The organism is Actinocorallia sp. API 0066 (genome assembly GCF_020991275.1).
Classification (GTDB): Bacteria; Actinomycetota; Actinomycetes; order Streptosporangiales; family Streptosporangiaceae; genus Actinocorallia.
Window position 1 is genome coordinate 175,524 of the sequence record NZ_JAJLQY010000004.1, and the last position, 26,095, is coordinate 201,618.

Sequence of the window (26,095 nt, forward strand, 5' to 3'; positions counted from 1 at the left end):
GGCGCCGGGGGTAGGTGCGCAGAAGACGGCCTTGATCGGGGGTAGGGCATGGCGAGCGCTGGGGGCGGCGTCCAGGCGGCGCTGAAGATCGACTGGGCGGAGATGCCCACCTACAACACGATCATGGCGGTGGCCGCCGGAGCGGGACTGCTGCTCGTCGTCGGGCTGTGGCGGCGGCTCGGACAGCCCGGCCGGGAGCTGCACCCCGAGGGCTGGGCGCTGGCCTTCGGCGTGCTCGGCCTGATCCTCACCCTCACCGGCCTGCACATGACGCTGACCTGGCCGCTGGCCGCCGGGGGCTTCCCGTTCGACAACATCATCTTCGGCGAGCCCGCGCTCGCGTTCGGGGTGCTGCTGCTCGGCGCGGCGGCCTTCCTGTGGCGGCGCGGCCGGGTGCTTGAGGAGCACCCCGATCGGGACCGCTATCTGGCGGGCGTCGCGGGGCCGGTGTCGGTCTTTGTGCTCGGCATGGGCCTGGCCTGCTTCGGGATCGCCGCCGCGGGCGTCTGGTACCGGCTCTTCGCCGCGCCCAAGGAGGAGCCCATCTCGGGCCTGCTCGCCGACCACCCCATGGTCGAGGCCACCTTCGTCTCTCTGCTCTATCTCCTCGTCGGCATCGGCGCCGTGCTGCTCCCGTTCGCGTTGCGGACCTCCCGCCGGGCCGTGGCCGGGATCGCGATGGTCTGCTGGGCCGTCGCCGGAGTGCTGTTCCTGCTCTTCGGCGCCCTCAACTACTTCACCCACATCGGCCTGATCATCAACACGATGTGACGCGGCGCCGGTGGCGGCCGACGGCAGAGGCCGCTGAACGGGGCCTATTCTGGGCGAATGTCGCTTGAGGAGATCATCGCCGTGCGGGTACGCGAGTACCGGCTGAGCCGACGGGTCTCGCTGGCGGGGCTCGCCGAGCAGACCGGGATGTCCAAGGCGATGCTCTCCAAGATCGAGAACGCGCAGACGTCGTGCAGCCTCTCCACCCTGGCCCGGCTCGCGGACGCGCTCGAGGTGCCCGTCACCGCGCTGTTCCGGGGGATCGAGGCCGAGCGGGAGGCGGTTTTTGTGCCCGCGGGGCACGGGGCGCGGATCGTCAGGCGCGGCAGCAACGTGGGGCACCTGTACGAGCAGCTGGGTTCGCTGCGCGGGGAGCACAAGCGGATCGAGCCGCTGCTGGTGACGCTCACCGAGGCGAGCGAGGTGTTCCCGCTCTTCCAGCACGCGGGCACCGAGTTCCTCTACATGCTCGACGGGGTCATGACGTACGGGCACGGCACCGCCCGGTACGAGATGCACCCGGGTGACGCGCTCCAGTTCGACGGCGAGGGCCCGCACGGCCCGGTCGAGCTGAAGGAGCTGCCCATCCGGTTCCTGTCGGTCACGGCCTACGGGGCGCTGCCGCACACGCCCTGACCGGGCGCCCCTTCAGGGGACGGGTTCGACCGGGCCGAACAGAACGGCGCCCGCGCCGGCGGGGTCGTCGGTCGCCCAGAAGTCGTACCAGAGGCCGGTGAAGCGCGGCCGGGTCAGGAATCCGTCGCCGTCGCCGTCCAGCAGGGCGAAGACCGCGTCGGCGTGCTCGGACCGCTCCGTCCACGCCCAGATCATCTTCTGGTACTCCAGCCGGGAGATCCGGCCGTCGCCGTCCTCGTCGACGGCGTCGAACATCGCCTCGGCCGTCTCGTACACCGCGCCGGGCGCCGCGGGCAGCTCGCGCGCCACCGCGAAGACCTCGTCCAGTGTCAGCCGCCCGTCCGCGTCGGTGTCCGCCGCCGCGCGGAGCGTCTCCCACCACCCCATCATGACCCGCCGCAACCTCTCCTCGTCGGCGGCGGGCCTGATCGCCACCCACCGCTCCGTGAGCCGCTCGAAGTCCGCCTTCGTGAGCAGCCCGTCGCCGTCACCGTCCATGGCGTCGAACACCCGCCGTATCTTCGCCCGCTGAAAATGCGCCATGCCCCAGATCGTGTCCCCACCGAACCCACCGACACCATCACCCCCAGGTGCCCACCCCGCTCTCCCTCCCGCCACCCATCACTCACCCCGAGCAACGATTCAACTACCCTCCGCCGGGAACCCCCAACACACCCCCACAATCCCCACCCAACCCCACCAAACAACCCCAAGCACCGTGCCCGACCCGCTCGGTCGGACCGCCGTGATCGGGTCGGGAGGCGGTTGCGCTCCGGACGGATCAGGGTGTTGGCGGCGCGCTCTCTGAGGTCGGCGTTGCGGGCTCGGGGGAAGGAGGTGCGGAGGACTGTTCGGTTGGGAGGGTGTAGATGTGGGTCGGGGTTGCGATCGTGGTGACGGCCTCGGCGAGGAGGGTGCTGACCTGTTGGTTGTTGTGGGGGATGTCGGTGGTGGCGAGGACGACCAGGGTCGCGTCCTGCTCCGGGAGGTGGACGGCGACGGTCTGGTAGCCGGGGAGGGAGCCGTTGTGGCCGATCCAGCCGTTGACGTCGAAGATCCCTAGCCCGTAGCTGAGACCCTGCACGCCGGTCGGGCCGGGAGCCAGCCGCTGTGCCTGTGTCTCGGGCTTGAGGAGTGTCCCTTCGGCCAGGGACCGCGTCCATACCCTGAGGTCCTCCAGGGTGGAGATCATGGCGCCCGCCGACCAGGCCCATGACGGGTTCCAGGCGGTGGCGTCGACGATCCGGCCCGTGTCGTCGGAGGAGCCGTCGTCCTGCATCGTGTACCCGTGCGCGTGGGGTTCGGGGAGGGCGGCGTCCGCAGGCAGTGACGTGTTCTTGAGTCCCTCCGGTTCGATCACCTCCGCCGCCAGGTAGTCGGCGAGCCTCTGGCCGGTCACCTTCTCCACGGCGAGGCCGAGCAGGATGATGTTGGTGTTGCTGTACTGGAACCGCTCGCCGGGCGCGAAGACGGCGGGGTGCGCGAAGCCGTAGGAGAGCAGCCGACGCGGCGTCCATTCGGCCTCGGGGTCGGCCATCATCGCGGTGAGCCAGTTCTCGTCGTCGGTGTAGTTGAACAGGCCGCTGCGCATGCCCGCGAGCTGCCTGACGGTGATGGATTTCCCGTTCGGCACCCCGTCCACGTAGTCGGAGATGGGGGCGTCCAGGCCGATCCGTCCCTCGTCGACGAGTTTGAGCACGGCCGTCACCGTGAACGTCTTGGTGACACTGCCGATGCGCATGAACATCTCGGGCAGCATGGGCGCGTTGTCGGCCTTGTCCGCCACCCCGAAGGCGCGGATGTAAGGCGCGCTGCCCTCCTTCCAGAGGCCGACCATGACGCCCGGCACCGAAGCCTCGCCCATCACCTCGGTGACGGCGTGGTCGATCCGTCCCGCCACCGCGGCGTCGACCTGCCCGGCCGTCGGCGACGCCGTGACGGGCACCCGCCGCGCGTCCGTGGCGTCACCGCACCCCTGGACGGCCAGGAGCAGCACCAGCCCCGCCGCCATCCCGCGCCTTCCCCACACGAGCGCCATCGCGCCCCTCCCCTCGGATTCGCGACAACGTCAGGACGGGACGAGAAGCACCTCGTCGTGGAAGCACCAGGCCCATCGCTCGCCGGGCTGCGCGGACCGCACGAGGGGGTGCCCGTGCGCGGTGAAGTGCGCCCGCGCGTGCCCCATCGGCGACGTGTCACAGCACCCGACATATCCGCACACGAGGCATTCGCGCAGGTGCACCCAGCGGGTTCCGGCCCGCGCGCACCCGTCGCAGCCGCGCGCCTCGGCGGGCGGCCCGGCCGCCGCGTGCGCCACGTGTGCGCACAACCGCTCGGTCGGCGCGCACCGCGCGTCCGCCGCCACCTTCCACCGCATCATGCGTACCCCCAGGGTCGGGCCGTCCTAGCGCGCGTCTCATCCCCGGCCGCCCCGGACGCCACCCACCAACGGTCGTGATCTTGGTCTGCGGCCGACCGTCCCCGACCCGCACCGTGACCGGGAGGCGACAGGTTTGGTGAAGTCGGGAGGCTGCGCGGGCGGGGGTGATTATGATCTGGGGTGGCCGCATTTCAAGGGGAGATGGATGGCTTATCCCTATATTCCCGCTCGTAAGCACGGCGGCACGCAGCGTTCGATTCACCGGATCGTCATCCACGCGACGGTGAGCCCGTGCGTGCGGGGCGGAGCCCGCAACGTCGCCAGGTACTTCCAGTCCTCGGGCGCCGGAGGCAGCGCCCACTACGTGGTGGACCCCGGCGAGATCGTGCAGTGCGTGCGGGACAACGTCGTCGCCTACCACGCGCCGCCCAACACCGGCTCACTCGGCATCGAGCTGTGCGACCCGCAGGCGGGCTCGCCCCGACGCTGGTCGGACGCCGACCACGAGGCGATGCTGCGCAGGGCGGCGGTGCTGGTCCGACAGCTCGCGCGCACCTACGACGTGCCGCTGCGCCGCGTGTCGGCGGCCGAGCTGCGCAGGGGCGCCAAGGGCATCTGCTCGCACGTGGCGGTCAGCGACGCGTTCGGACAGTCCGACCACGGCGACCCGGAGGTCGCGGGACCGTTCCCGTGGGCGCGTTTTCTCAAGCTCATCACGGAGGAGGACGACATGCCGTCGCCCAAGGAGATCTACGAAGCCGTCTGGCAGCGGGACGCCATGCCCGCCCCGACCGCCGACCCGGGCAATCCCACGTGGATGCCGTCGTCGGTCCTCACCGACGTGAACAAGAAGGTGCGCGCGCTCCAGACCGAGGTGTCGAGCCTCAAGTCACAGCTCGCCACCACCAACGCCAAGCTCGACCAGGTGCTCAACCTCCTGCGCTCCTCCTGACGCGGCCCCGGGCGCGGCCCGCCACAAGGCCGCGCCCAGGACGTGTCAGACGCCACCGTAGGGCCAGCCCACCGGGCAGCCCTCGCGCTCCCACGCCATCCCGGCCAGCGCCTCCAGCACGAGCGCCATGTCGGTGCCGCCGTCGAGCCTCCGCCAGCCCTCGAACGCCGCCCGCCCGGCTTGCCGCCGCGTGGGCCCGCCAGCAGGGGCGACAAGCGCGATCACCTCCTCGCCCCGGTCAAGGCCGCCGCCGACAAGCCTGGCGAACTCCAGCGCACCCCGCGCCTGCAGCCGGATCGCCTCCACGCGCGACCACAACGCGTCGGCGAGGTGGACGAGACGTTCCGGAGCGAGGTCGGGACGGCCGGTCGTGGCCAGGTCGGTGCCTTCGCTGTGGTCGACGGCGCGTGGCCTCCTTCGGATCATTCCGTATAAGGCTCGCAACGGATAGTACGCCTCGCTACCATTGGTTACCGGTCAATACCAGAAAGCAGCCTTATGTCAGACTCTCCGCATGGCTCGCGGCCCGTCCCTCGCCGGGCGGCGCTCGATGGGCCAGGGGGCGGTGCTCCGCCGCTGCCGGAGCGCTGCGGGAACGTCAGGGTGCACGCGCGCTGCCTGCCCGCCGAGGGCGCCCCGGCGGGCGGCGACTTCTACGACGTGGCGGAGACCCCGTTCGGCGTCCGCGCGGTCATCGGCGACGTGACGGGCCACGGCCGTCCGGTCGCGGGGCTCGCGGGCGAGGTCAGGGACGCGTTCGGCGCGCTGGCGGCGCACGAGCCGCTGCTGGAGGGCGTCGCGCTCCGGCTCGACGGGTTCGTCGCGCGGCGCTGCGGTACGGCCTGTGAGTGCTTTGTGTCGGCGGCGCTGGTGCAGTGGGGCGCGGCGGGCGGGCAGGCGCTGGTGTGCGGGCATCCGGCGCCGCTGCTGCTGGCGGGCGACGGGGTGCGCGAGGTCCCGGTGCTGGACGGCGCGCTCCCGCTCGGGCTCGGGCAGTTGGAGCCGGGCGTCCACCGGCCCGTCGCCTTCGCCCTGGCGGCCGGGGAGTCCCTCCTGCTGTACACGGACGGCGCCATCGAGGCACGTGACGCGTCGGGCGTCATCTATCCGTTCGTCTCACGGGTCGCCGAGCTGGTGTCAGAGCAGCCGTCCTCCCTTCTCGCGGTCCTGGAGGCGGAGCTGCTCGCGCACGCGGGCGGCACCGCCAAGGACGACATCGCGTTCCTCCACCTACAGGCGGAGCCTTCGCCCGTCCCCACGTCCGTCCCGGCCATGCGCGGGCGGGCCCGGTAGGCGACGGCCCGCCCTGCGGTCAAGATCCGTGCCGGTGCGGGCCAAGATTCCGCGGCGTTTCGCCTTCGCCCTTCCCACCTGGGCATCTCCCGCCTGACGTGGGAGGGCGGAAGCGATGGGCATGGGGACGACGGGCGGGGACCGCGGGTCGCCGGGGCTGATGCTGGGCCTGGCGACGCTCGGGTTCGCGTTGAACTTCTGGGCGTGGTCGCTGCTGAGCCCGCTCGGGCCGATGTTCAAGGACGAGCTGCGGCTGAGCCCGTTCCAGCAGTCGCTGCTGGTGGCGGTGCCTGTCATCGTCGGTTCGCTCGGCCGGATCCCGGTGGGCCTGCTCACCGACAGGTACGGCGGCCGCGTCATGTTCACCGCCGTGTCGGCGCTGACCGTGGTGCCCGTGCTGTTCCTCGCGTGGCTGGGCGACACCTCGCTCGCGGCGCTGCTGGTCGGCGGGTTCTTCCTCGGGATCGGCGGGACGGCGTTCGCGGTCGGCGTCCCGTTCGTCAACGCCTGGTATCCGCCGGAGCGGCGCGGGACGGCGATCGGCGTCTTCGGCATGGGCATGGGCGGCACCGCGATCAGCGCGTTCACCACGGTCCGGATGGCCGACGCGTGGGGCCTGCCGGTGCCGTTCCTGGTGACGGCGGTGGTGCTGGCGGTGTTCGCGGTGGCGGCGTGGCTGCTGATGCGGGACTCGCCCGAGCGGCCGACGCCGTCGGGGTCGGCGCTCGGCGGGCTGAAGGACACGTGCCGCCTCACCGTCACCTGGGAGGCGTCGGCGCTGTACGCGGTGGCGTTCGGCGGCTATGTGGCCTTCTCCGTTTATCTGCCGACGTATCTGGAGAACGCCTACCGGCTGACGCCCACCGACGCGTCGAACCGGATGGCGGGGTTCGTGATCCTCGCGGTGGTCATGCGGCCGGTCGGCGGCTGGCTGTCGGACCGGATCGGCGCGGTGCGGGTGCTCGCCGTCGCGATGGCCGCGGTGACGGTCGGCGCGGCCGTGCAGGCGTTCACGCCGCCGCTGATGCCGGTCGGCACCGTCGCGTTCCTGCTCATGGCGGCGGCGCTGGGCGCGGGCAGCGGCGCGGTGTTCGCGCTGGTGGCGCTGCTGGCCCCGGCGGGCAAGGTCGGCGGGGTCACGGGCGTGGTCGGCGCGGCGGGCGGTCTGGGCGGGTTCATCCCGCCGCTCATCATGGGCGCCGTCTACGGCGCCACGGGCGGGTACGGCATCGGCCTCGCGCTGCTCGCGGTGGTCGCCGCCGCGGCCGCCGCGTTCACCGCGACGTGGGTGCGCAGGGCCGTCGCGCGGCGGACGGGGGTGTCCGGTGGCCGGTGACGGCGAGGCCGGGCTGGACGGCCCGCTGACGGACGTGCTGGTCCGTTCCCGGAGGTTCTTCACCAAGGGCGAGGTCTCCAAGGACCTGCGGGTGCTGCGTAAGCGGGGCGGCCGTGACGCCGACGTCTTCTACCGCGACAGGTGGTCCTACGACAAGATCGTCCGTTCGACGCACGGCGTGAACTGCACGGGCTCGTGCTCGTGGAAGGTGTACGTCAAGGACGGGATCATCACCTGGGAGACCCAGGAGACGGACTACCCCACGACGGGCGCGGACCGTCCCGAGTACGAGCCGCGCGGGTGCCCTCGGGGTGCCGCCTTCTCCTGGTACACCTATTCGCCCACCCGGGTGCGCTACCCCTACGTGCGGGGCCTCCTGCTGGAGATGTACCGGGAGGCCAAGAGCAGGACGGGCGACCCGGTGACGGCCTGGGCCTCGATCGTCTCCGATCCGGAGGCGTCACGGCGGTACAAGGAGGCGCGCGGTAGGGGCGGTCTCGTCCGGGCGACATGGGAGGAGGCCGTGGAGATCGTCGCCGCCGCGCACGTCCACACGGTCAAGGAGTTCGGCCCGGACCGGATCGCGGGGTTCTCGCCCATTCCGGCGATGTCGATCGTCTCGCACGCGTCGGGGGCACGGTTCGTGTCGCTCATCGGCGGCACGATGCTGTCGTTCTACGACTGGTACGCCGACCTTCCGGTGGCCTCGCCGCAGGTGTTCGGCGACCAGACGGACGTGCCGGAGTCGGGCGACTGGTGGGACGCGGCCTACCTCATCATGTGGGGTTCGAACGTCCCTGTGACGCGCACCCCCGACGCGCACTGGATGGCCGAGGCCCGCTACCGGGGCCAGAAGGTCGTCGCCGTCTCGCCCGATTACGCCGACAACGTGAAGTTCGCCGACGAGTGGCTCGCGGTGCGGCCCGGCACGGACGGCGCGCTCGGCATGGCGATGGGCCATGTGGTGCTGCGCGAGTTCTTCGTGGAACGCCAGGTGCCGTACTTCACCGACTATGTCAGGCAGTACACCGATCTTCCCTTCCTGATCCGGCTGGAGCCGGACGGGTCGGGCGCGTACCGTCCCGGCAAGTTCCTCACCGCCGCCGACCTTCCCGGCGCGCTGGCGACCGCCGAGAACGCGGCGTTCAAGACCGTCGTCCTGGACGAGGTGACGGGCGCGCCGCTGGTCCCGAACGGCTCGCTGGGGTTCCGGTTCGGCAAGGAGGGCGAGGGTCATTGGAACCTCGACCTGGGCGGCGCACGGCCCGCGCTCAGCCTCTTCGGCGAGCAGGCCGAGGGCGCGGAGGTGCTGCTCGACAGGTTCGACGCGCAGGGCACGCTGCGCAGGGGCGTCCCGGCCAGGGAGGTCGCGGGGCACCTGGTCACCACGGTGTTCGACCTTCTGCTCGCCCAGTACGGGGTCGGCAGGGAGGGGCTTCCAGGGGTCTGGCCGCAGGGCTACGAGGACGCTTCCGAGCCGTACACCCCGGCCTGGCAGGAGGCGATCACGGGCGTCCCCGCCGTCGCGGCGGCGCGGATCGCCAGGGAGTTCGCGCGGAACGCCGAGGAGTCGCGCGGCAGGTCCATGATCATCATGGGCGCGGGGGCGAACCACTGGTTCCACTCCGACACCATCTACCGCACGTTCCTCGCGCTCACCACGCTCACCGGCTGCCAGGGCGTGAACGGGGGCGGCTGGGCGCACTACGTCGGGCAAGAGAAGTGCCGTCCTATCACCGGGTGGGCGCAGATCGCGAACGGGCTCGACTGGTCGCGGCCCGCCCGGCAGATGGTGCAGACCGCCTACTGGTACCTCAACGCCGACCAGTTCCGCTACGACGCGTTCGGCGCGGACACGCTCTCCGGCGCCCGTCCCGGCGGGTCGCTCGCCGGACGCACCACCGCCGACGTCATCGCGCTGTCGGCACGGCTCGGCTGGATGCCGTCTTATCCGACGTTCAACCGCAATCCGCTCGATCTCGCCGACGAGGTGCGCAACTCGGGCAGGCGCGTAGGCGAGTACGTCGTGGACGAACTGAAGGCCGGACGGCTGGAGTTCGCCTGCCAGGACCCGGACGCGCCCGAGAACTTCCCGCGCGTGCTGTCGATCTGGCGGGCCAACCTCTTCGGCTCATCCGGCAAGGGCAACGAGTACTTCCTGCGGCACCTCCTGGGCGCCCGGGACTCCCTGCGTGCCGAGGAGGCGCCACCCGAGGCCCGGCCCAAGGACGTCGTGTGGCGGGAGGAGGCCCCGGTCGGCAAGCTCGACCTGCTCCTCAGCCTCGACTTCCGGATGACGTCCACGACACTGCTGTCCGACGTCGTCCTGCCCGCCGCGACCTGGTACGAGAAGCACGACCTGAACACGACGGACATGCACCCGTTCGTCCACTCCTTCAACCCGGCGATCGCGCCGCCCTGGCAGACCCGCACGGACTGGGACGCGTTCCAGACCATCGCCCGCGAGTTCAGCAGGCTCGCGGAGGGCCACCTGGGGCTCCGAGAGGACGTCGTGGCCGTTCCCCTGCTCCATGACACCCCGGACGCGATGGCGACCCCCCACGGCGTCGTGAGGGACTGGGCGGCCGGGGAGTGCGAGCCGGAGCCGGGCAAGACGATGCCGAAACTCGTCGTGGTCGAGCGCGACTACGGGGCCGTCGGCGCGAAGATGGCGGCGCTCGGGCCACTCGTGGCGGAACTCGGCGCGGCCACCAAGGGCGTGACGTTCAGGCCGGATCACGAGATCGAGTACCTGCGCGGCAGGAACGGGACGGTCAGGGGCGGCCCCGCCGACGGACGGCCCTCGCTGCGCCGCGAGGTGCACGCCTGCGAGGCGGTGCTGGCGCTGTCCGGCACAACGAACGGGCGGCTCGCCGTCCAGGGGTTCCGGGAGCTGGAGAAGCGCACGGGGATGCCGCTGGCGGACCTGGCGGCCGAGCGGGAAGGCGACCGGATCACCTTCGCCGACACCCAGGCCAGGCCCACCCAGGTGATCACCTCGCCGGAGTGGTCCGGCTCGGAGACGGGCGGCCGCAGGTACTCGCCGTTCACCGTGAACGTCGAGCGGCTCAAGCCCTGGCACACCCTCACCGGCCGCCAGCACCTGTACCTCGACCACGACTGGCTCGCCGAGCTGGGCGAGCAACTGCCCGTCTTCCGGCCGCCCCTGGACGTCGCGAGCCTGCGCGGCGAGCCGGGCCTCGGGTCGGTCGGCGAACTCGGCGTGACGGTCCGGTACCTGACGCCGCACAACAAGTGGTCGATCCACTCCGAGTACCAGGACAACCTGCTCATGCTGTCGCTCTCACGCGGCGGCCCCACGATCTGGATGAGCCCGCAGGACGCCGCGAAGGTCGGCGTGCACGACAACGACTGGATCGAGGCGGTCAACGCCAACGGCGTGGTCGTCGCCAGGGCCGTCGTCTCGCACCGGATGCCGGAGGGCACCGTCTACATGCACCACGCGCAGGACAAGCTGATCGACGTGCCGCTCGCCGAGACGTCGGGGAGGCGCGGCGGGGTGCACAACTCACTGACCCGCATCCTCATCAAGCCCACCCACCTGGTGGGCGGCTACGCGCAACTGGCGTTCGCGTTCAACTACCTCGGCCCCACCGGCAACCAGCGGGACGAGATCACCACCATCCGCCGCAGGAGCCAGGAGGTCGAGTACTGATGCGCGTGATGGCCCAGATGGCGATGGTGATGAACCTCGACAAGTGCATCGGATGCCACACCTGTTCCGTCACCTGTAAACAGACGTGGACGAACCGGACGGGCGTCGAGTACGTCTGGTTCAACAACGTCGAGACAAGGCCGGGGCTCGGCTATCCGCGCACCTACGAGGACCAGGAGAAGTGGCGCGGTGGCTGGCGGCTCAACAAGCGCGGCAGGCTGACGCTGACAGCGGGCGGCAGGGTCAGGAAGCTGCTCAGCATCTTCGCCAACCCCGTGATGCCGCGCCTTGAGGACTACTACGAGCCCTGGACCTACGACTACGCGACGCTCACCACCGCGCCGCTCCAGGAGCACCCGCCCGTCGCGCGGCCCAAGTCGCTCATCACCGGCGAGGACACCAGGATCACCTGGTCCGCGAACTGGGACGACGACCTGGGCGGCGCGCTGGAGCACGCGCGCGGCGACGTGGTGCTGGCGAAGGTCTCCGAGCAGGTCAGGTTCGAGTTCGAGAAGACCTTCATGTTCTACCTGCCGCGGATCTGCGAGCACTGCCTCAACCCCAGCTGCGCCGCCTCCTGCCCGTCCGGGGCGATCTACAAGCGCACCGAGGACGGCATCGTGCTCGTCGACCAGGACAAGTGCCGTGGCTGGCGGATGTGCGTCACGGGCTGCCCGTACAAGAAGATCTACTTCAACCACCGGACGGGCAAGGCCGAGAAGTGCACGTTCTGCTATCCGCGCGTGGAGGTGGGCCTGCCTACGGTCTGCTCGGAGACGTGCGTGGGCAGGCTGCGGTACATCGGGCTCGTCCTCTACGACGCGGACAAAGTCCTGGAGGCGGCGTGCACGCCTGACGACACCGGCCTGTACGAGGCGCAGCGGAAGGTCTTCCTTGACCCGCACGACCCCGGCGTCCAGCGGGCGGCCGAGGAGGCGGGCATCCCGCACGACTGGATCGAGGCGGCGGGCCGCTCCCCCGTCTACGCGCTCATCAGCACCTACAAGGTCGCGCTCCCGCTGCACCCGGAGTACCGCACCCTGCCGATGGTCTGGTACATCCCGCCTCTGTCGCCGGTGGTGGACGTCGTCCGGGACACCGGGCACGACGCCGAGGACACCGGGAACCTCTTCGCCGCCCTGGACGCGCTGCGCATCCCGATCGGGTACCTCGCGGAGCTGTTCACCGCGGGCGACCCCGAGCCCGTCGAGGCGTCCCTGCGGAAGCTGGCGGCGATGCGCGCCTACATGCGCGACATCAACCTGGGCCGGGAGCCCAATGAGCGGATCCCGCAGCGGGTGGGCATGTCCGGCGAGTCGATGTACGAGATGTACCGGCTGCTGGCGCTCGCCAAGTACGACGAGCGGTACGTCATCCCGGCGGCGCACGCCGAGCAGGCACAGCGCCTTGAGGAGTCCGTGACGGAGTGCTCCCTGGACTACGAGGGCGGGCCCGGCATGGGCGGCTCGGGGCCGTTCGGGGAGACGTCCGGGCAGCCCGTGCCGGTCGCGGTGGAGAACTTCCACGTGCTCCGGGAGCGGCAGACCAGCGACACCGCGGCCGGACGGCTCGACCGGGGCGCGCGGGTCAACCTGCTCAACTGGGACGGCAACGGCAGGCCGGACGGGCTGTTCCCGCCGCGCGGAGGTGACGACGCGTGAGGGGCCGCCGCCGGACGCCCGCCGAGCCCGCCGCCGTCTGGCAGACCGCCTCGGTCCTGCTGCGCTACCCCGACGACGCGCTCTATTCGTTCACCCCGGAGCTGCGTGAGGTGGCCGCGCGCCTTCCGGACGCCTCGGGCCGCCCGTTCACGCGGTTCCTCGACCACCTGGCCGCGACGCCGTCCGCCGAGCTGGCCGCCGCCTACGTGGAGACGTTCGACCACCGCAAGCGCGGGTGCCTGTACCTCACGTACTACGCCTACGGCGACACCCGCAAGCGCGGGATGGCGCTGCTGAGGTTCCAGCACGCCTACCGGATCGCCGGGTTCGTCTTCAGCGCGGAGGAGATCGCGGACTTCCTCCCGGCCGTCCTGGAGTTCGCCGCCCTCGACCGGGCCGGGCGCACCCTGCTTCTGGAGCAGCGGGCGGGGCTGGAACTGCTGCGCGGGTACCTCGCCGAGACGGCCTCGCCCTGGGCGGACGTCCTGGACGGCGTGCACGCGGCGCTGCCTCCGCTCACCGAACGGGCCCGTGAGGCCGCCCTCAGGCTCGCCGCGTCGGGCCCGCCGGAGGAGGAGGTCGGGCTCCCGGGATACGGGCCCGAGGCCGCCGCCCTCGCGGCACCGTCTTCAACCAGGGGAGCCAGCCTGTGACCGTCCTGCTGTGGGTCGTCCTGCCTTACGTCGCCATCCTTGTGTTCGTCCTCGGGCACGTGTGGCGCTACCGGTACGACAAGTTCGGGTGGACGACCCGCTCCTCGGAGCTGTACGAGCGGCGGCTCCTGCGGCTGGGCAGCCCCCTGTTCCACTTCGGCATCCTGTTCGTGCTGCTCGGACACGTCGGCGGCCTCCTCATCCCGGAGGCGTGGACGGACGCGGCCGGGCTCAGCGAGACGGCCTACCACTGGATCGCCGTGGTGCTCGGCACGATCGCCGGGGTGCTGACGATCAGTGGGATGGCGATCCTCATCTACCGGCGCCGGACGGTCGGCCCTGTGTTCATCGCCACGACCCGCAACGACAAGCTCATGTACCTCGTCCTCGCGGTGACGATCCTGTTGGGCCTCGGAGCGACGTTCCTGGCCAACGTGGCCGCCGGGGGCTACGACTACCGGCACACCGTCTCGCCGTGGTTCAGGTCGGTGTTCCTGCTACGGCCCGACGCCCAGCTCATGGCGCACGTGCCCGTCCTCTACCAGGCGCACGCGCTGAGCGCGATGACGCTGTTCGTCATCTGGCCGTTCACGCGGCTCGTGCACGTGCTCACCGCGCCGGTCGGCTACCTGACCCGGCCTTACATCGTCTACCGGTCGCGCACCCCTCGTCCGGCCCGGAGGGGATGGGCCTCCTGACGCCCCCGGAGACATTCCCGTCAGTCCCGGTGGGGTAAAGTCGGCGATGATTTGAGTACGTCGGTCTCATATCCCCCGGCGGAAGGTGACGGACATGACCATCGTCGAGACGGAACGCTCCCCCCGCACGCTGCGCTTCGAGGGCGCCTCGGGCAACACCGTCGTGGGCGACCTGTGGGGGCCGGAGCGGGGCGGCGTGCTGACGCTGCTGCTGCACGGCGGCGGGCAGACCCGCCACTCCTGGCGGCGCGCGGGCGCGGCGCTGGCCGAGGGCGGCGGGCGCGCGCTCGCCCTGGACGCCCGCGGCCACGGCGACAGCGACTGGATCCCCGACGGCGACTACCGCGCCTCCGCCCAGGCGGCGGACGTGCTGCGGGTGCTGGAGCAACTCGGCGAGCCGGTGGTGCTCGTCGGCGCTTCCATGGGCGGGTTGACGGGCCTGGCCGTCGCCGCCGAGGCGGGGCCGGAGCGCGCCTCCGGGCTCGTCCTCGTGGACATCGTGCCGGGCTTCGACGTGTCGGGCGGCGCGCGCGTCCAGGGGTTCATGCAGAGCCACCGGGACGGCTTCGCGAGCCTGGAGGAGGCCGCCGACGCCGTCTCGGCCTACCTGCCGCACCAGGAGCGGCCCAAGAGCCCCAACGGGCTGCGGCGCAACCTCCGCCAGCGCGAGGACGGCCGCTGGTACTGGCACTGGGACCCGGCGTTCCTCACCCCGCGCGTGGCCGACGAAGGCGAGTGGCGCAGGCACGTCGAGGGCCTGGAACGCGCCGCGCGCGACCTCTCGGTGCCGCTCGCCGTCATCAGGGGCGCGCTGTCGGACGTCGTGGGGGCGGCGGAGGTGGCCGCCTTCCTGGAGATCGCCCCGCGCACCCGGGTGGTGGAGCTGCGCGACGCGGGGCACACCGCCGCCGGATCGGACAACTACGCCTTCACCCGGGCGGTCGTGGACCTGGTGCGCGATATGTCCGGCTGAGACACTGGCGCCATGGCCGACGAGAAGAACCGGTTCGCGCGTCTCCCCGAGCGCGTCCGCCCCGAGGACATGGTCGCCGCCCAGCCCGTCCTGGAGCACGGTGAGCCGCTGCCCGACCAGAAGGAGATCGACCGAGAGTGGGTCGTCCGCTGGTACGGCTGACCCGAGTGCGGCCGAGGGTGTGACGCACCCGGCACGACCTGGGACATCAGCCCCGGCCCGGAAATAGTCATCAACTGATACTATTTACCTCGATTCGTCTGCTTTTTCGTGATCGGGGTTCGGTGGGCGCAGGGAACGGGGGGCTCACCAGAGATGGCGCCACCTGGCTGGTGTACTTGCAGGTCGGCGTCTACGCCACGATGATCTACGGCCTGAGCGCGGCGCTGCCGCTGCTGCGGGCCGACCAGGGCACGTCACAGACCGTCGCCGGGCTGCACGGCACGGCCCTCGCGCTGGGCACGGTGCTCTGCGGGGCCGCGCTCGGTGGGCTGACCCGCCGCTTCGGGCGGCGGCGCGTCGTCTGGTGGGGGCTCGCGGTGATGAACGCGGCGGTCCTGGCGATCGCGGCGCTGCCGCTGCTGCCCGTGACGCTCGCCGGGTACTGCCTCGCCAACTTCGCCGGATGCCTCGTCCTGTACGGCGGCATGGCGGCGCTCAGCGACCACCACGGCGCCGCGCGCGGCCCGGCGGCCATCAGCGAGGCCAACGCCGTCGCGGTGACCATCGGGATCGGCGCGACGTTCGTGCTCAGCCTGCTCGCCCAGTCCGCCCTCGGGTGGCGGGCCGGGCTGCTGGTGCCGCCGCTGGTCAGCCTCGTGCTCGCCGCCGCGCTCGGCCGCCTGTGGGTGCGCGAGCGCCCGCCCACGGCCGTCTCCGACAGGGCGGGCGGGCCGCTCGGCGCAAGGTTCCGGATCATGGGCGTGGTGCTGCTCTGCGTCGCCGCCGTCGAGTTCTCCTTCGCCCTGTGGGGCGCCGAACTGTTCGCCGCGCGGACCGGCCTGACCGTCGAGGCCGCCGCGACCGGGCTGACCGCCTTCACCGCCGGCCTGGCCGCCGGACGGTTCGCCGGGGCCAGGCTCGCGCTCCGCTTCGCGCCCGCGCCACTGCTCGTCGGGGCGCTCGCGGTCACCGGGGCCGGATGGCTCGTCTTCTGGCTGGCGACCGACCCGCTGCTCGGGTACGTCGGCCTGGCGCTGTCCGGGCTCGGCGTGTCGCTGCACTTCCCGATGTGCGTGGCGATGCTCGTCGCCGCCGCGCCCGGCCGCACCGACCTCGCCAACGCGCGCGCCTCGGTCTTCGCCGGGCTGGGCGTCGGCCTCGGCCCGTTCCTCCTCGGCGCGCTCGCCGACGGCTTCGGCCCCCACCTCGCCTTCCTCGTCGTCCCCGCCCTCCTCGCCTTCGCGATCACCGGCGTCCTCTGGCAGCGCGGCCTGCCCTCCCCCGACCCCGTCAAGACCCCCGTCCCCGCCGCCTGACCCCTGGAGCGACACAGCGCCGGGCGGGTCAGGGGGTGAGGGCTCGGCGGGCGTAGGCGCGGACGTCGGCGTCGGGGTCGGAGACGGCGGCGGTGAGGGCCGCCGTGCGGGCCGGGGTGTCGGGGTGGGCGGTGAGGGCGATGACGGCGGCCTTGCGGACGTCCAGGTGCGGGTCGCGCAGGGCGGCGGCGAGTGCCGTCGTGTGGGCGGGGGCGGCGGACAGGGCGGTGGCGGCGCCCGCGCGGACCTCCCAGGACGGGTCGGACAGGGCGGGAACCGCGAGATCAGGAGCGCCGTCGAGGGCGGCGAAGCCCTTCAGGGCGGCGGCGCGGACGAGCGGGTCGGCGTCGGCGGCCAGCGCGGCGAGCGCGGGCGCGCCCTCCACGGCCGCCAGATGGCCGAGGCCGCCCGCGAGCGTGATCCTGACCTCACGGGCCGGGTCGGCGGCCGCGCGGGCCGCTCCGGCCGCGTCGTCCAGCGAGACGAGCCCGCGCACCGCCTGGACGCGCACCCGCTGGTCGCCGTCCTCCAGCGCCGCCGCGAACAGCGCGGCGTCGCCGAGCCGGAGCGCGCGCAGCACATCGACGCAGGCGGCGCGCACGACCGGGTCGCCGTAGGGGGCGCGCAGCGCGGCGGCCAGCTCCGGCGTCGGCGGGATCACCTCGACCAGCTCGCGCAGCGCGGTGGCGGCGGCGTGCCGCACCGAGGCGTGCCGGTCGCCGAGCGCCCCGGCGAGGACGGGCGCGAACCCCTCCGGCACCGTCTCGGTGAGCGTCGCGACGGCGGCCCGCCGCACCTTCGGGTCGCCGTCCGCCAGGTAGGGCGCGAACGCGGCGACGCCCGGAGACGTCTCGGCGAGGGCGAGCAGTTCAAGGATGCGCGGCGAGCGGGCCGCCGCGGGGGCGCCCCCTCCGGCGCGCACCTGCCCGGACGGCTGGAAGGTGGCGGGGGCGAACCGCGTCAGCACCTCGCGGTCCCTTCCCTCGGGCACCTTGAAGTCGTCCACCTCGACGCTGTAGGGGTGCACCGGCACCTTGACGAACTCCATCTCCCCCTCGGCCGTCCGCCTGACGTTGAGGTGCGCGAACCAGGAGGCGTCGTCGCGCTCGGGCAGGTCGGCCCGGTCGTGGTAGAGGCCCCACCGGCTCTCCTCCCGGACGAGCGAGGCCCGCGTCGCCAGCTCCGCGCAGTCCCGGATGAACGTGACCTCCACGCACCGCATGAGCTCGTGCGGGGTGGCGCCGCCCATCGCGGCGATCTCCGCCGACATCCGGGTGAACGCCTCGACCGCCAGCGCCAGCTTCGTCCCGGTCTTGGGCGGCGCGACGTAGTCGTTGACGAACCTGCGGAGCTTGTACTCGACCTGCTGCTGTGGCGGCCCGTCCGGGTTGCGCAGCGGCCGGTAGACGAGCTCGTGCGCGGCGGCGATCTGCGCCTCGTCGGGCTCGCCGTGCCGGAAGGAGGAGGCGGCGTCCGTCCCGGCCAGGTCGCCGAAGACGAACGCGCCGATCATGTAGTTGTGCGGGACGCACGCGAGGTCGCCCGCCGCGTACAGGCCGGGCACCGTGGTGCGGGCGTGCTCGTCCACCCAGACCCCCGACGCGGAGTGGCCGCCGCACAGGCCGATCTCGGAGATGTGCATCTCGATGTCGTGGGTGCGGTAGTCGTGGCCGCGTCCGGCGTGGAAGGTGCCGCGTGTGGGGCGCTCCGTGGTGTGCAGGATGCCTTCGAGCTGCGTGAGCGTCTCGTCAGGCAGGTGGGTGGTCTTCAGGTAGATCGGGCCGCGCGCGGAGTCGATCTCCCTCTTCACCTCCGCCATCATCTGGCCCGACCAGTAGTCGCAGTCCACGAACCGCTCGCCGCGCGCGTTCACCTGGTAGCCGCCGAACGGGTTCGCCACGTACGCGCAGGCCGGGCCGTTGTAGTCCTTGATGAGCGGGTTGATCTGGAAGCATTCGAGGCCGCTCAGTTCGGCGCCCGCGTGGTAGGCCATCGCGTACCCGTCACCCGCGTTGGCGGGGTTCTCGTACGTGCCGTACAGGTAGCCGGAGGCGGGCAGCCCCAGGCGTCCGCACGGGCCCGTCGCGAGGACGACGGCCCCCGCGCGCACCACGACGAACTCGCCTGTGCGGGTGTTGAACCCGGCCGCCCCGACGGCCCTGCCTTCGGCGGTGAGGACGCGCACCGGCATGACCCGGTTCTCGATCCTGATCCGCTCCCGCATCTCCCGCCTGCGCAGCACCCGGTAGAGGACCTTCTTGACGTCCTTGCCCTCCGGCATCGGTAGGACGTACGACCCTGAGCGGTGCACCCTGCGGACCGCGTACTCGCCGTGCTCGTCCTTCTCGAACTTGACGCCGTAGCCCTCCAGCCGCTTCACCATCGGGTAGCCGCGCGTCGCGGTCTGCCGGACGGTCCGCTGGTCCACGATGCCGTCGTTGGCCCTGGTGATCTCCGCGACGTAGTCCTCGGGCGTGGCCATGCCGGGGATGACGGCGTTGTTGACGCCGTCCATGCCCATCGCGAGCGCGCCGGAGTGCCTTACGTGCGCCTTCTCCAGCAGCAGCACACGGGCGCCGTGCTCGGCCGCCGAGATCGCCGCCATGGTGCCTGCGGTGCCGCCGCCGACGACGAGCACGTCGCACTCCAGCTCGGTGCGGTCGGCGAGCGCGGGGATGTCCATCAGGTGGTCTCCAGGGTGGGGGCGCCGAGCGCGGCGAGGACACGCGCGCGGAGCGGGGCATCGACGTTGGTGCGGGGCCGCGGCACCTCGACGAGGTCGGCGAGGCCGCCGCCGCCCAGCACGGCGACCCGGTCGCCGAGCAGCAGCGCCTCGTCCACGTCGTGGGTGACGAGGACGACCGTGGTGCTCGCCGACCACACCTCGGCCAGGAGCCGCTGCATCTCGGCCCTGGTCTGCGCGTCCAGGGCGCCGAAGGGCTCGTCCATGAGGACGGCGCGGGGCCGCCCGGCGAGGGTGCGGGCGAGCTGGACGCGCTGGCGCTGGCCGCCGGACAGGTCGCGCGGCAGCCGCCCTTCCAGCCCGGCCAGGCCGACCCGGGCGAGCCAGGCGTCGGCGCGGGCGGCCCGCTGGGCGCGCGGCACGCCGCGGATCGCCAGCGGCAGCGCGACGTTGCGGCGCGCCGTCCGCCACGGCAGCAGCGCGTCGTCCTGGAACATGAGCGCGCGGTCGGCGGAGGTGCCCCTGACGGGGACGCCGTCAGCGAGGATGCGGCCTTCGCCGACCGTCAGCAGCCCGGCGAGAGCGCGCAGGAGCGTGGACTTGCCGCAGCCGGACGGGCCCGCGACCGCGAGGATCTCCCCCGCGGCGACGTCCAGGGTGAGGTCGCGGAGGACGGCCCTGGCCCCGTACCTCAGGGTGATGTCCTCCAGGCGGAAGGAAAGGCCGGTCATCGTCGTGCCTCCGCGGGGAGCCAGCGGGTGGCGCGGCGGCCCAGCACCTCGACGGTGGCCGAGGTGAGGAAGCCGAGCAGCCCGATCGTGATGATCCCGACGATGACGCCCGGATAGTCCACGACGGTGTAGGCCGACCAGGTCCGGTAGCCGACGCCGAACTGACCGGAGATCATCTCGGCGGAGATGAGGCAGATCCAGGCGACGCCCATGCCCACCGACAGCCCGCCGAACACGCCGGGCAGGATGCCGGGCAGCAGCACGCTGCGCAGCACCCGCACCCGGCCGCCGCCGAGGGTGCGGACGGCCTCCTCCCAGGCGGTCGGCAGGGCGCGGACGGCGTGCCGGGTCGAGACCATGATCGGGAAGAACGCGGCGGCGAACGTGATGAACACGATGCCCTGCTCGTTCGCCGGGAACAGCAGGATCGCGATGGGCACGAGCGCGATCGCGGGGATCGGCCGGGCCAGCTCGACCAGCGGCAGCACGAGGTCCCCCGCGCGGCGTGAGCGGGCCACCAGGGCGCCCAGGAGGCCGCCGAGCACCGCGGCGAGCGCGAAGCCCGTCAGGATGCGCACGAGGCTCTGGGCGAGGTCCTGGTAGTAGACGGGCGTGGCGAGCTGCCGGGCGAACTCGGCGAGCACCTCGGCCGGTCCCGGGAACCTGTCGAACCGCAGGAGGAACACGACGTCGTTGGCGGTCAGCACGTGCCACAGGCCGAGGAAGGCGAGCGGGGAGACGGCGCGCAGCAGGATCCTCATGCGTCCCGCACCGCCTCCTCGTAGGTGACCTCGCGGGCGCCCGGATGGTCGGCGCGGTGGGCGTCGGCGTTCTCCAGGGTGGCGAAGGGCAGGAGGGCGTCACCGTCGCGGAGCCACACGCTGTGGTCGGCGAACCAGCGGGTGCCGGTCAGCGCGTCAGGGACGTAGGCGGCGCGGATCTTCTGGCCCCTGCCCTGGGCGTCGCGGACGAACCGCAGGAGGGCGACCGGGTCGGCGACGGCGTGGGTGGCGTCCTCGCCTTCCAGCCAGACCTCTCCGGCCTTGGCGGGGTCGCCGGGAAGGGCCGCGCCGTTGGCGGTCTTGGCCGTGTCGGCCGCGTAGGCGGGGCCGTAGGCGTCGCGCACGTAGGAGTCGTTGAAGAAGGCGCCGATGTCCAGGGGCTGTTCGAGGACGCCGATGGACTTGAGGAAGGGGACGTCCTGCTCGAGCGCCGTCCGTTGGGCGGGCTTCAGGGTGACGTCGAAGGTGGCGATGCCGTTGGGGCCGTTGTAGAGGTAGACCGTCTCAGGCGAGAGGCCGGTCTCCTTGGCCACCGAGTGGGCCGCCTTCAGAGGGTTCTCGTGCAGGTAGGACGTCGCCTGGATCTGTGCCTTCAGGAACGCCCTGAGCACGTCGCCGCTCTCCTCGGCGAACTCCTGCCGGACGACGACGCCGTGGAACGTCGGGACGTCCAGGGCGCCGCCGTCGTAGAGCAGCCGCGCCTGCCCGGCCTGCACGAGCTGGCCCGGCCAGGCGACGAACTGGGCGAGCGCCGCCGCGCCGCCGGACTGGAGCGAGGAAGCGCCCACCGACGGCTGCTGGTTCTCGGTCTTGACGTCCTTGGCCGGGTCGAGCCCGAGCCGGTCGAGCGCCTGCACGAGGGTGCCGTGCCCGGCCGACCCGACGCTCGCCGACACCGTCTTGCCCTTGAGGTCGCGCAGCGTGCGGTCCTTGGACGCGGTGGAGACGACGACGCCGTTGAGCGCGCCGCGCAGGTTGTAGCCGGTGATCGACACCAGCTCGGTGCGCGCGTCTCCGCCCTGGGCCTGGGCGCGCGAACCGTTGATCAACAGCGGGTAGTCGCCCATCGAGCCGATGTCGATCTTCCCGGCGAGCATCTCGGCGGTGATCGGCGCGCCCGACTCGTAGTCCTGCCAGACGACGCGGTACTTCTCGCCCAGGTTCTTCTCGAAGTAGCCGAGCGAGCGCAGCAGGGTCCCCGCCGTCACCGTGTTGATCGTCTTGGACTGGTAGCCGACGACGACCTCGATCCTGCCGTCGTCGGCGGCGTTGCCCGCGACCGTGCAGGCGGCGAGAGCGGGGGCGAGGAGGGCGGCGAGCAGAAGGTTCTTGTTCAAGGGGGCGGCCTTATCGCAGGAGGTAGGGGATGTCGACGGTGACGGCGCCCGTGGGGCAGCGGTCGGCGCACGGGCCGCAGTACCAGCACTCGTCCACGTACATGTGGGCCTTGCCGGTCTCGGGGTCGAGCGCGAGGGAGTCCAGGGGGCAGACGTCGATGCAGAGGGTGCAGCCTTCGATGCAGAGGGCGGCGTCGATGGTCACCGGCACGTCGGCGCGGTGGGGGACGAGGGGCATCACAGGCTCCGGTGCAGGGTGCCGCGCATGGTCAGCCTGTCGCCCCGGAAGCGGATGTACTCCAGGTCGACGGGCCTGCCGTCGGCGAGATGGGTGAGCCGCTCGGCCAGGAGGAGCGCGGCGCCGCGCGGCGCCTCCAGGACGGCGGCGGAGTGCGGGTCGGCGTTGACGGCCTCGACGGTGAGGTCGGCGCGGCCGAGCGGCCCGGACAGCCGCTCGATGAGCACAAAGATGTCCTCGTGTTCGAGGTCCTCGGCCAGGAGCGCCTCGCCCAGTTCGGGCTCCAGGTACGTCTGGTCGAGGCTGAGCGGCACGTCGGCGAGTCGGCGCAGCCGCTCGACGTAGACGACCGGGGAGCCGTCCGGGAGGCCCAGCCGGGCGCTGATCGCGCGGGGCGGCGTGATGAGGCCGCCCGCGCGCAGCTCGTTGACGATCGATCCGTGCTCGCGCAGCGTCTCGTTCAGCCCGAGCAGCCGGTGCAGCCCGTGCGGGACCTTGACGGCGGTGACGAGCGTGCCGACGCCCGGCAGCCGCTCCACGAGCCCCTCGGCGCGCAGGAGGTCCAGGGCGTCTCTGACGGCGTTGCGGGTCGTGCCGAACTCGGCGACGATCCGCTCCTCCTTGGGCAGCACCCCGCTCTCGAAGGCGCCCCGCTGGATCTGGCACCGCAGTAGATCGGCCACCTGCCGGGCCCGATCCGCCCGCAGCCGCCTCGCGTCATTGAACTCAACCGCGCTGGTCACACCCAAAAACTAGCAATCCGATAGGGAAACTCAGATAACAGCGGTGTCACGCCACCCCGACCCCCGCCCGACCCTGCGCGGACACCCAAAACTCGTGTACTTCCGCCACCCCCGCACCCCTTGCCCGACCCCCTCGCGGCACCGTCCAGCGGGCGGGCGGGTTCGCCGAGCCGACCGACAGAATTCCGATCTTGCGGGAGGACTCGGGCCGCCGGGAACCGGAGGTTTACGGCGCGGCGGCGTGCCCGGCTCGGGTTCCGGGCGGGCGCGGTCGATGATCTGCTGTGCACCGGGGTTGGGCCCGGTTGGGTAAGGCGCGGGTCAGGGCGGCTTTCACCGTGTGCCCTGCCGGGGAACCTCCTTCGGGAGGAGTCAGGACAGGACCGGAGGAGGCGGCTGATGACGACGTCCGAGAAGGCCCGGCCCCGGGCGGCCCAGGTCGGCCGCTTCGGTTCGGCGGACCTGCTCGGCACGCTCGGCATCGCGTCCGTCGTCGCCGTCCTGTGGATGTGGACCCGCTACCACGGCCCGCAGAGCCTGACGTCCTGGGGCACCGCGCTGGGGTCGATGGCGCAGCTCGCCGGGCTGGTGGCGGCCGACCTCATGGTGCTCCAGGTGTTCCTGCTGGCGCGGGTCCCGTGGATCGAGCGGGCGTTCGGGCACGACAGGCTGATCCGCGGGCACCGCTGGATCGGGTTCACCGCGTTCTGGATGGTGCTCGCGCACCTGGCGCTGGCGACGGCGCACCGGTTCCGCCCCGGCGTGCCGGGCGCCGGGGAGCGCCTGTGGGACCTGTACGTGCAGCGGCACTGGATGCTGTTCGCGACGGCCGGGACGGCGCTCCTCGTCGTGGTCGTGCTGGCGTCGCTGCGGCCGGTGCGGCGGCGCCTGCGGTACGAGACGTGGCACCTGCTGCACCTGTACGCCTACCTGGGGATCGCGCTGAGCTTCCCGCACATGGTCGCGCACGGCGCCGACTTCCACACGCCGCTGGCGCGCGTGTACTGGTGGGCGCTGTTCGGCTCGGCCCTGGCGGTGGCGGTGGTGTTCCGGATCGGGGTGCCGCTGTGGCGGTCGGTCTACCACCGGCTCCGGGTCACGGACGTGCGGATCGAGGCGCCCGGCGTCGTCTCGGTGACGATGACGGGCCGCCACCTCCACCGGATGCGGATCCGCTCGGGCCAGTACTTCATCTGGCGGTTCCTCGACGGCCCCGGATGGAGCCGGGGCAACCCCTACACCCTGTCGGCGGCGCCCAACCCGGACACGATGCGGATCACCGTCAAGGCGGCGGGAGACGGGTCGTCCAGGGCGGCGTGCCTGGCGCCGGGCATCAGGGTGCTCATCGAAGGCCCCTACGGGTCGCTGACGGCCGCGCGCCGCAAGCACGACAGGATCCTCATGATGGCCGCGGGCATCGGGGTGACGCCGATGCGGGCGCTGCTGGAGGACACCCCGTTCGAGCCGGGTGAGACGACGTTCATCTACCGGTACTCCCACCACGAGCACGCGGTCTTCGCCGACGAGATCCGGGAGATCGCCGACCGGCGCGGCGTCGTCCTGCACTTCCTGCCGGGACGGCGGCGCTCGGGCCTGTCGTGGCTGCCCGCCGGGTCGGGGCACCGGGACGACGCCGATGCGCTGCGGGAGCTCGTCCCGGACATCGCCCAGCGGGACGTGTTCGCGTGCGGGCCGTCCGCGTGGCTGGTGGCGGTGCGGCGCGCGGTGGCGCGGGCGGGGGTGCACCGCGACCACCTGCACACCGAGGAATTCGCCTGGTGACCGGAAGGGACGGCGTCGATGAACCGCGTCACGCTCTGGATCTGCGCGACCCTCGCGGCGCTCGCCCTGCTGTGGGCCTACCAGATGAACATGGCCGAGCCCGGCAAACCCAGCGATCCCCATCAGTTCAGCCACACGACGGCGCCACGGATAGGCGATCCGACGCGCCGTTAGCCCTGCGCCGCGCTCGCCGCCGCGTGGCAGGCCCCGTACCCGTCGGCGCGCGCCACGATCCGTCCCTCCCGCACCAGGACGGCCGCCTCCGTGGCGTCGCCGACGCCGCCCAGGCCCGCCGCCTCGGCGACGGCCCCCGAGGGGTCGTGCACGACCCTCAGTCGCGGCAGGGCGTACTCGGGGAAGGCGGCGCGCAGGCATCCGACGGTCTCGGCGAGCGTCAGCCGGGCGAGCGGCCCGTACTCGCCGGGGTCGGCGCAGACGAGCGCGACGGTGACGGCGCCGGGCTCGGGCAGCGCCCGTACCGCCTCCTCCACCACGCCGAGACGGCGTAGGCCCAGGATCGCGACGACGCCGTCGTCCGAGAGGTCGACAGGAACGCCGCGTACGAGGTCGATCCCTGAGGGCGGAGCCCATACCTCGTCGGTGGGCCGTGCCTTGCCGACGTACGGAAGGTAGGGCGGATCCCATCTGTCGTCGCCCGGCTGCCCGGCCAGGACGGCGCACGCCCGGACGACGTCGAACGGCTCGCCGAATCCGGGCGCGGCGGCGGCGAGGGTGTCGGCGCCGCGCAGCAGCGTCAGCGCGAGTTCGGCCTCCCTGACGCGCCTGCCCCGGAACGTCCTGCCGGGTTCGGTCCGCTCCAGGGCGAGGCCGAGCAGCAGCGCGTCGAGCGCCATGAGCCCCGCGTAGACGCGCCGGGCGCCCTCGTCCACCAGGATCTCGGGCAGGGCCTCGGCGCCGAGCCTGGACGCCGTGCCGGGGCCGTCCAGCGCGAGCGGCAGCCGCTCCATCCGGGCGCGGGCGAAGGCGGCGAGCGCGGCGGCCGGGTCGGCGCCGCCCTCCGCCGCGCCGGGGCGCGAAAGCGCCGCCTCGGCTTCGGCGGCCAGCACCTCGAAGTACAGGGCGCGCTTGCCGGGGAAGCCGGAGTAGACGGCGCCCCGGGTGAGCCCCGCCCGCACGGCGATCCCATCGACGGTCGTACCCCGGTACCCCTCGGTGAGGAACTCCTCGCGTGCCGCCGCGAGCACCCGCCTACGGGTCTCGGCCTGGCGTTCGCCCCTGCTCGTCCCGTCCGTCACGCGCCTTCTCCCTCCGACGGCCGGGCCCGCCAGAAC

25 protein-coding genes are annotated in these 26,095 nt (G+C 72.5%); 14 read left to right on the plus strand and 11 right to left on the minus strand.

All coding sequences use genetic code 11. The features are described from left to right. Positions 1–48 precede the first annotated feature (48 nt). Positions 49–771, plus strand: a complete 723-nt coding sequence (locus LO762_RS11715) for a DUF981 family protein (RefSeq protein ID WP_230614624.1) — start codon at positions 49–51, stop codon at positions 769–771. Positions 772–828: 57 nt separating this feature from the next. Beyond that, on the plus strand, positions 829–1,407 hold the full coding sequence (locus tag LO762_RS11720) for an XRE family transcriptional regulator (RefSeq protein WP_230614625.1): 579 nt from the start codon (positions 829–831) through the stop codon (positions 1,405–1,407). Between the two features lie 12 nt (positions 1,408–1,419). On the opposite strand, the gene LO762_RS11725 is transcribed toward LO762_RS11720, so the two are convergent. From LO762_RS11725 to LO762_RS11735, 3 genes are all read right to left on the minus strand, one after another. Then, positions 1,420–1,950, minus strand: coding sequence for an EF-hand domain-containing protein (locus tag LO762_RS11725; RefSeq protein WP_230614626.1), 531 nt, complete (start codon positions 1,948–1,950; stop codon positions 1,420–1,422). Positions 1,951–2,188: 238 nt separating this feature from the next. Next, the gene (locus LO762_RS11730; protein WP_230614627.1) at positions 2,189–3,445 is read right to left on the minus strand and encodes a serine hydrolase; all 1,257 of its coding nucleotides are present in this window, start codon (positions 3,443–3,445) and stop codon (positions 2,189–2,191) included. A gap of 30 nt (positions 3,446–3,475) precedes the next feature. Further along, the gene (locus LO762_RS11735) at positions 3,476–3,787 is read right to left on the minus strand and encodes a UBP-type zinc finger domain-containing protein (RefSeq protein WP_230614628.1); all 312 of its coding nucleotides are present in this window, start codon (positions 3,785–3,787) and stop codon (positions 3,476–3,478) included. A gap of 205 nt (positions 3,788–3,992) precedes the next feature. Between LO762_RS11735 and LO762_RS11740 the strand changes: the two genes are divergently transcribed. Continuing rightward, the gene (locus LO762_RS11740) at positions 3,993–4,739 is read left to right on the plus strand and encodes an N-acetylmuramoyl-L-alanine amidase (RefSeq protein WP_230614629.1); all 747 of its coding nucleotides are present in this window, start codon (positions 3,993–3,995) and stop codon (positions 4,737–4,739) included. Between the two features lie 45 nt (positions 4,740–4,784). On the opposite strand, the gene LO762_RS11745 is transcribed toward LO762_RS11740, so the two are convergent. After that, on the minus strand, positions 4,785–5,165 hold the full coding sequence (locus LO762_RS11745; protein ID WP_230614630.1) for a hypothetical protein: 381 nt from the start codon (positions 5,163–5,165) through the stop codon (positions 4,785–4,787). A gap of 177 nt (positions 5,166–5,342) precedes the next feature. On the opposite strand from LO762_RS11745, the gene LO762_RS11750 reads away from it, so the two are divergent. From LO762_RS11750 to LO762_RS11790, 9 genes are all read left to right on the plus strand, one after another. Then, positions 5,343–6,032 carry a PP2C family protein-serine/threonine phosphatase gene (locus tag LO762_RS11750; protein ID WP_230614631.1) on the plus strand — a complete coding sequence of 230 codons (690 nt, stop codon included), beginning with the start codon at positions 5,343–5,345 and terminating at the stop codon, positions 6,030–6,032. 115 nt (positions 6,033–6,147) lie between these two features. Next, complete coding sequence (locus LO762_RS11755; RefSeq protein WP_230614632.1) at positions 6,148–7,368, plus strand: MFS transporter; 1,221 nt, start codon at positions 6,148–6,150, stop codon at positions 7,366–7,368. Further along, positions 7,358–11,044 carry a nitrate reductase subunit alpha gene (locus LO762_RS11760; protein WP_230614633.1) on the plus strand — a complete coding sequence of 1,229 codons (3,687 nt, stop codon included), beginning with the start codon at positions 7,358–7,360 and terminating at the stop codon, positions 11,042–11,044. Before LO762_RS11755 ends, LO762_RS11760 begins: the two co-directional genes overlap by 11 nt. Continuing rightward, positions 11,044–12,705 (plus strand): nitrate reductase subunit beta, encoded by a 1,662-nt coding sequence (gene narH, locus LO762_RS11765; protein WP_230614634.1) that lies wholly within the window; start codon positions 11,044–11,046, stop codon positions 12,703–12,705. The genes LO762_RS11760 and narH overlap by 1 nt, the downstream gene beginning before the upstream one ends. Next, entirely contained in the window at positions 12,702–13,358 is a 657-nt protein-coding gene (gene narJ, locus LO762_RS11770; protein ID WP_230614635.1) for a nitrate reductase molybdenum cofactor assembly chaperone, read from the plus strand. Before narH ends, narJ begins: the two co-directional genes overlap by 4 nt. Beyond that, on the plus strand, positions 13,355–14,056 hold the full coding sequence (gene narI, locus LO762_RS11775) for a respiratory nitrate reductase subunit gamma (RefSeq protein ID WP_230614636.1): 702 nt from the start codon (positions 13,355–13,357) through the stop codon (positions 14,054–14,056). The genes narJ and narI overlap by 4 nt, the downstream gene beginning before the upstream one ends. Positions 14,057–14,150: 94 nt before the next feature. Continuing rightward, positions 14,151–15,029, plus strand: coding sequence for an alpha/beta fold hydrolase (locus LO762_RS11780; RefSeq protein ID WP_230614637.1), 879 nt, complete (start codon positions 14,151–14,153; stop codon positions 15,027–15,029). Between the two features lie 12 nt (positions 15,030–15,041). After that, positions 15,042–15,191: a hypothetical protein gene (locus LO762_RS11785; RefSeq protein ID WP_230614638.1), complete on the plus strand. Its 150-nt coding sequence runs from the start codon at positions 15,042–15,044 to the stop codon at positions 15,189–15,191. A 170-nt stretch (positions 15,192–15,361) separates the two neighbouring features. Then, on the plus strand, positions 15,362–16,507 hold the full coding sequence (locus LO762_RS11790; RefSeq protein WP_230614639.1) for a sugar MFS transporter: 1,146 nt from the start codon (positions 15,362–15,364) through the stop codon (positions 16,505–16,507). A 28-nt stretch (positions 16,508–16,535) separates the two neighbouring features. Here LO762_RS11790 and LO762_RS11795 read toward each other — a convergent pair whose 3' ends face one another. Genes LO762_RS11795 through LO762_RS11820 form a run of 6 tightly spaced genes read right to left on the minus strand, consistent with a single transcriptional unit; the run spans position 16,536 to position 23,021 of the window. After that, a complete protein-coding gene (locus LO762_RS11795; RefSeq protein WP_230614640.1) occupies positions 16,536–19,190 on the minus strand; it encodes a fumarate reductase/succinate dehydrogenase flavoprotein subunit in 2,655 nt (884 codons plus the stop codon). Then, entirely contained in the window at positions 19,190–19,921 is a 732-nt protein-coding gene (locus LO762_RS11800) for an ABC transporter ATP-binding protein (protein WP_230614641.1), read from the minus strand. The genes LO762_RS11795 and LO762_RS11800 overlap by 1 nt, the downstream gene beginning before the upstream one ends. Further along, positions 19,918–20,682, minus strand: coding sequence for an ABC transporter permease (locus tag LO762_RS11805; protein ID WP_230614642.1), 765 nt, complete (start codon positions 20,680–20,682; stop codon positions 19,918–19,920). The genes LO762_RS11800 and LO762_RS11805 overlap by 4 nt, the downstream gene beginning before the upstream one ends. After that, entirely contained in the window at positions 20,679–22,040 is a 1,362-nt protein-coding gene (locus LO762_RS11810; RefSeq protein WP_230614643.1) for an ABC transporter substrate-binding protein, read from the minus strand. Before LO762_RS11810 ends, LO762_RS11805 begins: the two co-directional genes overlap by 4 nt. A 10-nt stretch (positions 22,041–22,050) precedes the next feature. Then, positions 22,051–22,278, minus strand: a complete 228-nt coding sequence (locus LO762_RS11815; protein ID WP_230614644.1) for a ferredoxin family protein — start codon at positions 22,276–22,278, stop codon at positions 22,051–22,053. Further along, entirely contained in the window at positions 22,278–23,021 is a 744-nt protein-coding gene (locus LO762_RS11820; protein ID WP_230614645.1) for a GntR family transcriptional regulator, read from the minus strand. Before LO762_RS11820 ends, LO762_RS11815 begins: the two co-directional genes overlap by 1 nt. 399 nt (positions 23,022–23,420) lie before the next feature. Between LO762_RS11820 and LO762_RS11825 the strand changes: the two genes are divergently transcribed. Continuing rightward, entirely contained in the window at positions 23,421–24,803 is a 1,383-nt protein-coding gene (locus LO762_RS11825) for a ferric reductase-like transmembrane domain-containing protein (protein ID WP_230614646.1), read from the plus strand. 18 nt (positions 24,804–24,821) lie between these two features. Then, entirely contained in the window at positions 24,822–24,977 is a 156-nt protein-coding gene (locus tag LO762_RS11830) for a hypothetical protein (protein WP_230614647.1), read from the plus strand. Here LO762_RS11830 and LO762_RS11835 read toward each other — a convergent pair. Further along, positions 24,974–26,059: a TetR/AcrR family transcriptional regulator gene (locus LO762_RS11835; RefSeq protein ID WP_230614648.1), complete on the minus strand. Its 1,086-nt coding sequence runs from the start codon at positions 26,057–26,059 to the stop codon at positions 24,974–24,976. The genes LO762_RS11830 and LO762_RS11835 overlap by 4 nt on opposite strands. Positions 26,060–26,095: the final 36 nt, after the last annotated feature.